This window comes from Clostridium amylolyticum, from assembly GCF_900142075.1.
In the GTDB taxonomy this organism is placed as follows: Bacteria; Bacillota; Clostridia; order Clostridiales; family Clostridiaceae; genus Clostridium_AA; species Clostridium_AA amylolyticum.
The window spans coordinates 134,769-146,863 of sequence record NZ_FQZO01000008.1 but is presented as its reverse complement, the minus strand read 5'-3'; the positions used below and the strand labels follow the sequence as shown (position 1 = coordinate 146,863).

Genomic DNA, 12,095 nt, shown 5'->3' with positions numbered 1-12,095 from the left:
GGAATGTTTGTATTCAGGATATTTATAGAATTATAGATATAAATGAAAATATTATTTCTTATGAAAATCATAAGGTTCCCTATAACATTAAAGAAGTTTTAGATGATTGCAAAAAAAATGAATTCCCTGACTTAAGTAATTATGAGAAAAAACTGACTTGTGCAAGATAATAAGAAATCGAAGATTAACTATATTCTATTTGGTTTCAACAGTTACAATCGTTTATCGAAATATATTAATGCAAATAATTCTATCGCATTGCGTAAACCGATGAAAAGTACGCCATAAATTAAAACGCGATTCAAAGTAAGGGTTATTTGAATATCAGAAAATGTCAAGATCGCGTCTCCAACAACTAATAATACTATCAAGATATGGTTTGAATAATTCGCCGCATTATTGGCTTTGTTCTGGATCATCTGCCAGCGTTCATCTTTTTTGTATTCGATTTCCTTTTTAGCTTTCCACAGATAAAGAAAAAGAGTAATGCCAGTAAATACAATAAGGAAAAATAAAATAAAAGTTTGTTCATTCATGGTTTTTACCCCCCTTGTGTTGAAAAACTTCATTGATTGAAACATTAAAAACTTCTGCAATTGTGAAAGCTAATTCCAATGAGGGAGTATATTTATACTTCTCGATTGATATAACTGCTTGGCGGGAAATACCTGCCTTTTCAGCTAAATCAGCTTGCGTCCAATCACGCTCTGCCCTCAAAACCTTAATTCGATTCTGTATCAATGTAATGCCTCCTTATCAAAATGTAACCTATTGATTACTTTTATATTGTAATCAATAGGTTACATTTTGTCAATAGATGCATACTATTTTACACATCGATAATTTAATTATACAGATGTATTTCATTCAGAACCAATTGCAGCAGTTGCAGATAGATTTATAGAAGGATTTAACATTAAAAATGGAGATTTTGATAATATAGTGGAGTGTAAATATAGCAGTATACTATATGACCCCACAGTATTTAAAGTTGTCATATGAAGAAGGCGGTTTAATAGAATAAAACATGCACTGAGTAATGAGATTTGAACCACTAAAATTGTTACAACTCTATGCTAAAAGGTTGGTTTTAAAATTAAGGGGGATATCCATAGATTTGTTTACATAAACCTATGGATATTCCCCTCAAATTCTTTTCTAATATCATAATGTTAATTTTTATAGAATTTCTTGTTATTCTGCTACATATCTTTATCACGCTTATATTGTTCAATTCTCCAATTGCATTTCCAAATTATCTCTAAGATAGCTAAGGATATTACTGCAAGTAAAGCGGCGAATATTCCAAAAATATAGTGACCTGTATTAATTGCTGCTAGCAGTTCCATAAAGAAGCAAAGGATTTCTATAACCAAAGCTACTTTGAAAAAATTCTTAATCTTAGTATAATGCGTGATTTTTGAGTCTACATCTGTATACATTTCAAAGGTGCCCTCTGATGCTCTTTTTCTTAAATATACCCATCTCCACCATTGATCTATTACCTTTACTCCTGTATCTTCCATGAAAGCAGAATAATCATCTTTTTTACCATTCCAGTTATCAAGCAAGTCTATTTGATAATTGAATTCACCGGGTTCACATTTTTCAAAAGTATAAAATCCAAGAAAGAATTTTTTAAATGCCCATCCATCTAAACACATTTTCTTCAGCCAATCTTCTTCTACGTCTTTGTCATAATGTAGCTTGAATTTTAACATACACTTACATCCCCTTAATCATTCATCTTTGTTGAATTTTTTATAAGCTCATTTAACCTTTTTACTTCATTTTGAAACACTTCTTTTCCCGTATTTGTAATTAGGTACTCCTTTTTCTTTCTAGATTCCTTGTCTTCACTATACAAGCTTATCCATCCTTTTGTAACCATTGAATTAATAGCTCCATATAAGGTTCCTGGACCTAAGGTTACCCTTCCATCTGTCATTTCACTTACATCTTGAATAATCCCATATCCATGGTTCGGTGTACGTACAGCCAATAAGATATAAAATATGGCTTCTGTTAAAGGGGTATTGTTATCCAAACATATCAACCTCCAATATATCGCGTGGTGATATATTTAATATATCACCACGCGATATATTTGTCAATGATGTATTAGAAATAAGATAAACAAAAACAGAGTACACAAACACCAGGATACAACAGCATAATGTAATAGCTTAGTTATATAAAGTTATTAGAATTAGGAATGTTGAACCGTATCATAAGTAATATTATACTTACAAAATATGTTATAATGAAATTATGAAGAAACTTCAGTAATAGACAAATAGTAATTTGACAATATCTTTCGTAAGGAGATGAAAGAATGATTTTATTTGTAGAATGCGTTATTGCATGTGCAGTATTTACGCTAATTATATTACCTTCTCTCTATAAAGAACCGATTAAGCATATTATGTCTTACCCTAAAGAAATTAGAGAAAGAGTAGAAAATTTGCCACAGTATAAAGATGTTGTACAAGCAGAGGAAAAAAGACATTTATCAATTAAATTAATTGCAGTATTGATTTTTGCAATTGTACTTGCTGTTGTGGCATATTTCTCTGGTGCAAAAAACTTTACATCTGCATATTTCCACGTGTTCATATTATTTTTTGTGGTGAATATTTACGATATGATAGTTTTAGATATTGTTTTTTTTTGCCACAGTAAAAAAACAAGGATACCTGGAACTGAGGATATGGATAAAGAATATAGAAATCCATGGCATCATATAAGAGGGGCTTTTATAGGAACTATAATTGGTACTGTTGTTGCATTATTATCAGGTGGGATAGTCTATATTATATCTTTATTTAGGTAAGAACTAATAGGTAAAAAGTAAGAGTTAATGAAGAAATTCAGCAAGGCCGAATTTTCACCACAACTATTACTTCTTAGTTATTATCTATTACTTATGTACAAATTCCAACTTAATTTTAACTAAATAATTGATATAGAAAAGGTGCTACTATGAAAATTGATAGATTATTAGGAATACAAATATACTGGTTAATACAGAAACAATTATAATAAAAAAGATGAGCGAAATTTATAAATGTGACACATAGGTGTCATCTTTTTTTATATATAATATCTGAGAAAGGATGTGTTGAATAATGAAAAAAGAAATACTTACATTCATTAAGAAATTTGAAATGTTGTTACTAATTGGTGATAATGCATGGATGTAAGAGAAAAACAATGACATTAAGCCTATAGTTGATTATGCATTTGAGAATAATATTCCAGTATCAGCGATTTGCGGCGCAACTTTTTTTATGGGTGAAAATGGTTATTTAGATAATAGAAAACATTCAAGTAATACATTAGAGTTTTTGAAGTCTATGGCGCATAATTATAAGGGCGAGAAAAATTATATTGAGAAACAAGCAGTAAGTGATGATAATGTTATTACTGCAAATGGAACAGCAACATTAGAATTTGCTAAAGAAATTATGTTATATTTAAATGCTAAACCTGCAAATAAGATTAATGAATGGTATAAATTCCATAAAGTAGGCTTCTATCAAAAATAAATTAACTATGGCTGGTAATTAATAATACGAATACACTTATAAGTTCCAATCTAAGGTTGAGTAATATAAATAGTAAATTAAAAGTGGGGGGGTAAATTGGCAAAATATCAAAATAGACAAGAATTGATTTTAGAAATTTCAAATTGTGCAAAATTATTCATGGAAGAATTTAATGATATTAATGAAAAAGATAAAGATAGGTTAATTGATGGAGTTGACAGAACACCTGCTCAAATGATTGCTTATCAGTTAGGGTGGATGAATCTCATTCTTTATTGGGAGAAGCAAGAACAGCAAGGACATATTGTCATTACGCCAACTCCAGACTATAAATGGAATAATCTTGGTGGCTTATATGAAAGTTTTTATAAACAATATGAGGGATATACTCTCAAAGAGTTATGTCCTATGTTTATAAAGGCAGAACAGCAAATTATTGAATTAATTAATAGTTATACAGATGCGGAATTGTTTCAGCAAGGGGGAAGAAAGTGGTCATCATCAACTCCCTCTAATTGGGCAATATGGAAGTGGATTCACATCAATACTGTTGCACCGTTCAAATCCTTTAGAACAAAAATACGAAAGTGGAAAAAGTTGCAACAAAGATAAAAATCTCAATTATAAATTCCACTTTAAGGTTGAGTAATATAAACGGACAGCTTTATTTATTGAATGTTGATATGGGATTTGAAAAAAACACTCTTGAATTAATCAAGAATAATAATAAGCTCAATTATTATGAACATAAATAGAAGCGGATAAATTTCCTTATGAAATACTTCATATCAGTATAATATTAGGAATTATTATCATTGAATATCGTAAGTAAATGTACAAGGCTATATAAATAAAATTACCATGGTTGATATATAAAAAATATTTATGGGAGGGATACAGATGTCAATACTGTTTAGAAATTATACAAAACAACCAGGTATTACAGAAGATTATCATAAGGTGAGAACATTCTTTATAAAATTGGGGTATGCAGAATTTGAATACACTAGGTGGGATTGGATGACAACTCATAGTTATTTGGATAAAGCTGCAGTTGGCAGAATCGGCCTGTGGGAGGATGAAGGGGTAGTTGTAGGAATTGCAACTTTTGATTGTCAGCTTGGTACAGCTTTTTGCTTAACCTTACCAGAATATACATACTTGAAAAAAGAAATATTACTGTATGCCAAAGATAATTTATCAAAGGATGGGAAATTTGGTGTCATTATAAGAGATGCTGATTTGGAATTTCAGGATATTGCAGCTGAACTTGGTTTTGCTGCTACACAGGATAAAGAATCCGATTCGTTTTTTTATTTGGATAAAACGTCCACAGCCTACCATTTGCCAGAGGGATTTCATATAACTACCATGAAGGAAACCTTTGACCTATATCAATATAGTCGTGTTTTATGGAAGGGATTTAATCATGAATTGAATGGTGAGGGAGAACTAAAGTTTTCTGAAGAAGAAGAGCAGGAAGCAAAGAAATCGCTGATCCGACCCAATGTGGACTTAAACCTAAAGGTGGCTGTGGTTGCACCAGATGGTAACTTCGTTTCTTATTGTGGTATGTGGTATGACAAAGATGCAGGCTTTGCAGTAGTTGAGCCTGTAGCTACTGATCCAGATTACCGCAAGATGGGTTTAGGAAAGGCGGCAGTCTTGGAGGGAATTAGGCGTGTGGGAGAACTTGGAGCAAGGAAGGCTTTGGTAGGTTCTCGGCAGCAGTTCTACTATAGCATTGGATTTCGCCCATTTTCAACGTTTACTTTGTGGAAAGAAAAATAGAATGGTTGATAGCCATTTATAGCATTGATGGTTGAAGCCCTGGATATATGTATAATATCCCAGGGCTTTTGTATCAAGAAGTATTACCTTATCTTTTTCTTATTTCCAATCTTTAAAAGTTTTCTTTAGGGCCTCTTTATTGATTTTTATAGATTTTTTATTATTGTCTCCTTTTTGAATTTCCTTGGAGCTGGCATAGCCTATGAGGATTATACCCGCAAGTAAAAGGTATGTCCACCATGGCAGGTTACCCCAGAAATTCCTTGTTTCAAAACCCACGTTTAAAATCAAGGTCGCTGATCCCACAATAAAATATGCTTTAATTTTATACTGTATACCAGCAATTAAAGATATTAAGGATAGTGTTCCAAGTATTATAACATCAGCTACAGCATCATAAAAGATAATATCTAAAAATAGAGCCAAGGCAATAAATATCAGTAAAACCATCTCTATTTTTCGCATAACCTTTTCTTTATCATTCCACACAAACTTATACACAGCCCAAAATACTAAAAGCAGGGGCAGTAGATTTAATTCTCTTATTATTATTTGTGGAATTTTAATATTACTGGTAATGGTATAGTAAGGATACAATATGCAAAGGTATGCTGCTGTTAAAACCCACCTGCTGATTATACCATTAGTCCTTTTTACTTGTGAGAACATCCAAAAAGTGAGCATAAGCCCAGGTATTAGGAGTACCCATAAGGAAGAGCCGTATATCGCTGGCCCTGCTGCAATTTTAACTATAAAGAGGGCAAATAATGAATACCAGTCTATTTTCACTGACCAGTGATTTTTCTCATCCTTTTTATAGCTATATAAATTATCATATAAATACTCACCTAGTATTTTTGCAATTATAAATAATCCTAGAGATATTAAAACCACTACTGACCCCAAATTCTCAAATTTTAAACTAAACTTCATTATGGAAAAATATAAGGCTGATAAAGGCAGAAAGTCCAGTTTATCTAAGGATGATTTATGGAGAAGATAAAGTATAAGCGCTGTATAGATAATAGTCACAAGGAATTCTGTAATGCCCAATACCTTGTTATTATTAATAATTATTATGCCTGCAAGTGAAAATACTATTAAGTAGTGGAGTATTCTCCTTTTCCAAGCACCCTTTAAAATCAGCCATAATGCCCCTATTAATATGCTTGAAATAAACATTACATATACATGGTAAATATCTTTTACTTTTAATAGCAATCCCAAGGAGTATAGGGTAAAAGTTCCCATGAACAGGGCTGCATATAGATGAAACCTCCTCTCCCATTCATATTTGCTTATAGACAAACTATAAAGATAGATGCAGCTTGGAATTATAAATAACAGAGGATTATCTTTGTATTCTCCATAAAGTAATAATATGGTTAGTGGAAGTATCAGATGTGAAAAATACAATAGATATTTCTCCAGATCTTTTTTTATCCATCTCGCCAAAATGCTTAGTGCAAATAGTGTAAGAGCAACTGCTCCAAAGTGAAGTTTTATGTCATACCATGGTATCTGATGAGCGGCTGTATATTGATTAATTTTTCCATATATCTCTAGTAAACCCATGTACCAGGTAAAAGGAATTATTACCCTGATAAGTATTTTGAAAGGAGCTTGCTTAATTCTTACTGATACCATATAGAGCATTACTCCATATATAAGCATTGCCATAGATGCTATACCCCATGTATTCTTAAAGACAGCCATTAATGATGCTGCCGGCATTAATATTAAGGAGATTATTCCACTTCCACTTCTTGCAAGCTCTGTATACTTCCATCTATTGAAATAATACATAACTATAAACATAAAAATTGAAACAATTAATAAATGCATAGTGTAGGGGTATGGTAAATGAGTTTTTCCTATTAAACTATAGAGTTCATTAGCTGAACAAAATACAAATAGAGGTACTAAATATCCAAGAAATTTCTTTTTCGTTAAATAAGCAAGGTACATATAATTAGCAGCTATTACAATATAGGCAAAGCATATTAAAATAGACGGCTTATTAAAAGATCTAATCATAAGCACTGCAATTATGGCTAAATTTATTTGAGTAAATATTAGGATTTCTTTTATAAAGAACTGTATTGTTTTATTGCTCTTTATTTTGTTGTAAGCTAAAAGAAGTATACCGTTGTAAACTGCAATTGTTAAATAATGCCCGTCTCTTGATATATGAAGAGCGGCCAATAAAAAGCTTATAGCTATGCTTAAGGCGGCTAAGGATAACCATGAGAATATCCTGCTTTTATACTTAATGGTACTGTAGGCATACACAGGAATACAAAGGGTAGCCCCTATGGCTCCAAGTAAGTATTTGCCCTCTCCAAAAATTGAGAGCCAGCTTCCAAAGAGCTGAAAATACCCTGCGGATAAAATGGCTACAGGAAAAAATAGTCCTCCCAAAATCCAAAAGGCAAGGGCTGTTTTGTGGATTTTTAATCGCTTTTCGGAAAATACGCTGATACCAAAGAACAATATGGAAACCAAGGTTATCAGTGCTGTTTTAAGTGTATTACTTAACATATCCCAATTACTTGTAGCGAGAATAAGTCCTGATAACAAAATAAATATAACTCCAAGTATTAGTACCAAGGTAATATTTCTTTCTCTTATCTCTTGAGGGGTTTTTATTTTCCTTGGGGGAAGGTTTTTTGCTTTAGGCAATGGATTTTTTATTTGTGCCGCTTTCCCTTTATCTGGCGAAGGATGAATTGGCTTTATCTGCTGTTCAGGTACTTTCTGATTTAAAGCAGGATGAATAGCTGTAACTATGGGTTTTTCTTTTAATCTTTTGATGTATCTCTCGTGGGCAGTATTGACCTTTTTATATTCCTCTTCCGTTATGAGGTTTAAATTTCTCATTCTTTCCAGTTCTTCTTTTACAATCTGCCGCCTGTTATCTATAGCATCCACAATTATCACTTCCTTATTAATTATATTTAAGCACAACCTTTTATATAATATTATAACATTTATGGAAATTTGTATAAAATATTACAGTGATTAATATTAAGTTAACTGTTGTGAAAATAATAAGAAGATAACCCTTGTTAATAAAAATATCAATGAATTAAAATATGTAAATATCAATTCTTTATTATAATTATGAATAAATTGATGAAAGCTATAAAAAGTAGTAATAATTGAGTTGTATTATTTATATTTTGGACTTTCATCAGTTTTTGGCTTATCAAAGATTTGAAATTGGATATAATGTAAGTATAAGAAAGAGAAATTTTTGCGTTTTCTTACAAATAGTAAATTGGACAAGCAATCCTTGAGGTCGAACAAGTAAAATTATTTATCAATTAAATGAGTTGGAGTGTAGAAGAAAAAGTGAGAAAGTATAAGGAAATTACAAAGAGAGAATTAATTTTATCCATGGTGTCATGGTCAATATTTATATTAGTGTATTGGCTTTCGTTTTATGAATTGTATACTTTATGTAAATTTGGACGATTCAAGAACAATATAGCTGTGCTATTGGTATGCATGTCATTCTTTTTGACTTGGTTTATAGTTAAAATAATTAGAATTGTGAAAAAGCCAAAAGTTATACCGCAGCAGAGTGAAGATAGATACGAGATTTATTCTCGTTATAAAATTATATGGAATTGTGCAATAGCACTAATTATAGTTCTTATAACCAGTGTTTATGGAGTTAAAATATATAATAGTGCAATAAATTATAATGGAAAGCTATCATGGATATTACATGATTTGAAAAGCAAAAGGACTGTAAAGCTTGAAAATAATAATATATATGATAGTGGCATAGAAGGGATATTTAAGGATATCAATAAGAAAATCCATATGCCTGAAAAGCTATATGTTTCAAATAACTTTAGCCTTAATTTTGATTCTAGTGGAAAAATCACATCCTTTGATACATTTCTTTATGGGAAAAATGATAAAGGTGATTCACAAAGCTATTTAATTAGTTATAACAGAAGTAAGTCGGAAAAGATAACTATATATTTAAATGGAAATGTCAATGCAAGTTATAATGATGATAAACTTTTTGAACCCTTTATTAATACAATGAAGGTGATTCCCCTTAAGGAAACAGTGAGCAAATGGCCTAACGAGCATTATGGAATTCTTTATTCTGGTAAACGAAGTTTTGGATATAATACAGAGGGTATTGTCTATATCGATTCAAAAGGAAATACAAATTCAGCTGTCAATGCCCATTCCGAAATAATAGGATATACAGTTTCTGTGTATGTACCCGGCAAAGAAAATAAATTTACTCCTGCTAGATACAACTTAACAGAGGATATAAATAATATTAAAACTGAAAAGTTTTCACAAGAGGATAAAAAGAGCTCTAAGCCATCCAATAATAGTGCAGAGGAATTTTATTTTTCAAAAGAAGTTGGGTATCGCTTGGAAGTAACAGGAGCTGCATTGGGAAGCAGAGCTTATGCATTAACCCGAACTACTGATGGTGGAGGAACATGGAAAACAATAAATGAAGATCCATTCTCAGGAAGGCTTGGATCTGCAGCGGGGATAACTTTTGTGAACGATAAGCTCGGATTCTTATGTTTATCTCATAGCGGTGGAAGTGTAGGACAATTATATCGAACAGAGGATGGAGGGATATCTTATAAAGAGGTGAATTTTCCAGAGGTAAAAGTATCACTAAGCAGTGGTGAAAAGTATAATCCTTTTGATTTCCCTGAAATGCCCTACGACAAAGATGGAACCCTTAATGTTTTAGTTGGACAAGGGGCTGATGGAGATCATAATGGAGGCAGTAAAGCCTTATACCAATCAACAGATAAGGGAATCACATGGAAATATATAAAGGAAGCTGAAAAATAGAGCTAGTTGTTTAAACTAGCTCTTTAATAATACTTATTTAAAACTCACAAATTAAAAACTTATAGTTTAATTTTTAGAAATACGTCTTTTATTTTTATGCTCAAATACTATTACACAAATTAATAATACTAATAGTGTTAAAAAAATTTTTGGGAATATCAATACAAATCTAAATGCAAAAGTTCCTAGCTGAGAGTTATCTATAAAAAAAGGAGCCAATTTTGCATCAGAGTAAACAACATGAAAAATAGGAACCTCACCTTCAGCTGAGTCAAAATATGTTTCAGATACATGACCATAAACAACAAAATCTCCAAGGAATACTGGGTCATTTACAAATTTATTAGGAGTATTTCCTATTAACTCTACATATTTAGGGTTTGCATTTGGATATTTATCCTTTATTGTGTTCCAAAGCTTCTCCTTATCCTCTTTTAAGTAATAAAGAGGACCAGTAGTTACTTGAAGATGCACTTTAATTGAAATATCATCTTTTGATAATTGTTGTTTATTTGTGAGCCTAGTTGGAATAAAGCAATAAATAAAAAGTAAAATAGATATAATAATAGAACTTATTATTATAAGTTTAATCTTTTTCATATCTTACCTTCTTTCATATTTATTATTTTTACTTGACTCTATTATCATAGATATAAATCTAAAAGTTGTGGAAGAGAGCATTATACCGAACCCGATAGCTCCAGCTGCAGCTATGGTTTGCATGCCCTTAGAATAAGCTAAAGAATAGTTTTGATCCACTATGTAGCTTATGGTTTTATAGGCGGTTATACCAGGGACTAAAGGGAATATTCCAGGTATAGAAAACTCTACGGCAGGAGTCTTTAGCTTTCTTGCCATAAACTCGCTGTATATACCTACTATAAAAGCTCCAGAGAAGTATGCCATAACGTTGCTGTTTATATGATTATAGACTACAAGATAGGCTGTCCACCCTATAGCTCCGCAGAAACCACCCCATATTATTTTCTTTCTATCAATGTTAAATAAAATCGCAGGAAATATACTTCCGAAAAATGCTAACACAATTTGTTTTACCATAATACTACACCCATTCCAATAGATAATGCGGTACCAATACCTGCTCCTACAGCTGTTATAATAAGCATTGCTTCGCCAAACTTGGCCATACCAGACATGAAGTCACCATAAATAACATCCTTAATGCCATTGGTAAGGGCAACTCCAGGTAATAATATCATTATGGCGCCGATTATCACATTGCCTTTATTTACAAAGGGTAATAAATTTTGTGCCATTATGCTCACAGCCCCTATAATAATTCCTGAGAAGAAAAACTCGAAAAATTGAAAAAACCCTACCTTTGTTACTTTGTCTAACATATAGTAAATACTTATACTTATAAAGGCTGAAATTATAGCATCATAGATTGTCCCGTTAAAAAATAACGCATAGATAAAGGAGGTCATGCTTGCGGCAAAAAGCCTTACCTTAAAGCTGAAATACGGAGCATCATCTATAGATTTTAACATGTTTTTAGCTTCTTCATAAGAAAGCGGATTGATTTGTAGATTTCGTGAAAAAGAATTAATAAGTTCTATCCTATATAAATCCACACAGGTTGTCCTAATTTTCTTAAGAGAAGTTACCTTTTCACCCTTTTCATCTACCACAGAAATAAATACACCTTTACCTGTGACCATGCATTCGCATTTTAAATTATAGGCTTTACATATTCTTTCAATGGTTTCTTCCACCCTGTAAGTCTCTGCACCATTCCTTACCAGCGTATATCCTGCAGAAAGTGCAATTTCTAGAACTTGTTCAGCATCCATAGTATGCTCCTTATCCCTTTTAATTATTTTCATTTGATATATCCAAATTATTTATAGGATACTTTATGCGTATTATACAACTTCTATTATAAGT

The 12,095-nt window shown here is 31.6% G+C and carries 13 protein-coding genes; 5 read left to right on the top strand and 8 right to left on the bottom strand.

The window, feature by feature from the left end:
- Nucleotides 1–212: 212 nt before the first annotated feature.
- From BUA82_RS16785 to BUA82_RS16770, 4 genes are all read right to left on the bottom strand, one after another.
- Nucleotides 213–536 carry a hypothetical protein gene (locus BUA82_RS16785; RefSeq protein WP_073010986.1) on the bottom strand — a complete coding sequence of 108 codons (324 nt, stop codon included), beginning with the start codon at nucleotides 534–536 and terminating at the stop codon, nucleotides 213–215.
- Nucleotides 529–741 carry a helix-turn-helix transcriptional regulator gene (locus tag BUA82_RS16780; RefSeq protein ID WP_073010983.1) on the bottom strand — a complete coding sequence of 71 codons (213 nt, stop codon included), beginning with the start codon at nucleotides 739–741 and terminating at the stop codon, nucleotides 529–531. Before BUA82_RS16780 ends, BUA82_RS16785 begins: the two co-directional genes overlap by 8 nt.
- Before the next feature lie 461 nt (nucleotides 742–1,202).
- Nucleotides 1,203–1,721 carry a DUF2812 domain-containing protein gene (locus BUA82_RS16775; RefSeq protein ID WP_073010980.1) on the bottom strand — a complete coding sequence of 173 codons (519 nt, stop codon included), beginning with the start codon at nucleotides 1,719–1,721 and terminating at the stop codon, nucleotides 1,203–1,205.
- A gap of 14 nt (nucleotides 1,722–1,735) precedes the next feature.
- The gene (locus BUA82_RS16770) at nucleotides 1,736–2,047 is read right to left on the bottom strand and encodes a PadR family transcriptional regulator (protein ID WP_073010977.1); all 312 of its coding nucleotides are present in this window, start codon (nucleotides 2,045–2,047) and stop codon (nucleotides 1,736–1,738) included.
- A gap of 288 nt (nucleotides 2,048–2,335) precedes the next feature.
- Here BUA82_RS16770 and BUA82_RS20370 point away from each other — a divergent pair, with 288 nt between their 5' ends.
- The 4 genes from BUA82_RS20370 (at nucleotide 2,336) to BUA82_RS16750 (ending at nucleotide 5,339) form a co-directional block, all read left to right on the top strand.
- Nucleotides 2,336–2,833, top strand: coding sequence for a hypothetical protein (locus BUA82_RS20370; protein ID WP_083600002.1), 498 nt, complete (start codon nucleotides 2,336–2,338; stop codon nucleotides 2,831–2,833).
- Nucleotides 2,834–3,218: 385 nt separating this feature from the next.
- Nucleotides 3,219–3,548, top strand: a complete 330-nt coding sequence (locus BUA82_RS20365; RefSeq protein WP_341430570.1) for a DJ-1/PfpI family protein — start codon at nucleotides 3,219–3,221, stop codon at nucleotides 3,546–3,548.
- A gap of 96 nt (nucleotides 3,549–3,644) precedes the next feature.
- Complete coding sequence (locus BUA82_RS16755) at nucleotides 3,645–4,160, top strand: ClbS/DfsB family four-helix bundle protein (protein WP_073010971.1); 516 nt, start codon at nucleotides 3,645–3,647, stop codon at nucleotides 4,158–4,160.
- A 288-nt stretch (nucleotides 4,161–4,448) separates the two neighbouring features.
- Nucleotides 4,449–5,339 (top strand): GNAT family N-acetyltransferase, encoded by an 891-nt coding sequence (locus tag BUA82_RS16750; RefSeq protein ID WP_073010968.1) that lies wholly within the window; start codon nucleotides 4,449–4,451, stop codon nucleotides 5,337–5,339.
- 99 nt (nucleotides 5,340–5,438) lie between these two features.
- On the opposite strand, the gene BUA82_RS16745 is transcribed toward BUA82_RS16750, so the two are convergent.
- On the bottom strand, nucleotides 5,439–8,270 hold the full coding sequence (locus BUA82_RS16745) for a DUF2157 domain-containing protein (protein ID WP_073010965.1): 2,832 nt from the start codon (nucleotides 8,268–8,270) through the stop codon (nucleotides 5,439–5,441).
- A gap of 423 nt (nucleotides 8,271–8,693) precedes the next feature.
- Here BUA82_RS16745 and BUA82_RS16740 point away from each other — a divergent pair, with 423 nt between their 5' ends.
- Nucleotides 8,694–10,187, top strand: a complete 1,494-nt coding sequence (locus BUA82_RS16740; protein WP_073011078.1) for a WD40/YVTN/BNR-like repeat-containing protein — start codon at nucleotides 8,694–8,696, stop codon at nucleotides 10,185–10,187.
- Between the two features lie 66 nt (nucleotides 10,188–10,253).
- Here BUA82_RS16740 and BUA82_RS16735 read toward each other — a convergent pair whose 3' ends face one another.
- The 3 genes from BUA82_RS16735 to BUA82_RS16725 are packed head-to-tail and all read right to left on the bottom strand — an operon-like array spanning nucleotide 10,254 to nucleotide 12,001.
- Complete coding sequence (locus BUA82_RS16735; protein WP_073010962.1) at nucleotides 10,254–10,787, bottom strand: hypothetical protein; 534 nt, start codon at nucleotides 10,785–10,787, stop codon at nucleotides 10,254–10,256.
- A gap of 3 nt (nucleotides 10,788–10,790) precedes the next feature.
- Complete coding sequence (locus BUA82_RS16730) at nucleotides 10,791–11,246, bottom strand: threonine/serine exporter family protein (protein ID WP_073010959.1); 456 nt, start codon at nucleotides 11,244–11,246, stop codon at nucleotides 10,791–10,793.
- Nucleotides 11,240–12,001: a threonine/serine exporter family protein gene (locus BUA82_RS16725; RefSeq protein ID WP_073011075.1), complete on the bottom strand. Its 762-nt coding sequence runs from the start codon at nucleotides 11,999–12,001 to the stop codon at nucleotides 11,240–11,242. The genes BUA82_RS16730 and BUA82_RS16725 overlap by 7 nt, the downstream gene beginning before the upstream one ends.
- Nucleotides 12,002–12,095 lie beyond the last annotated feature (94 nt).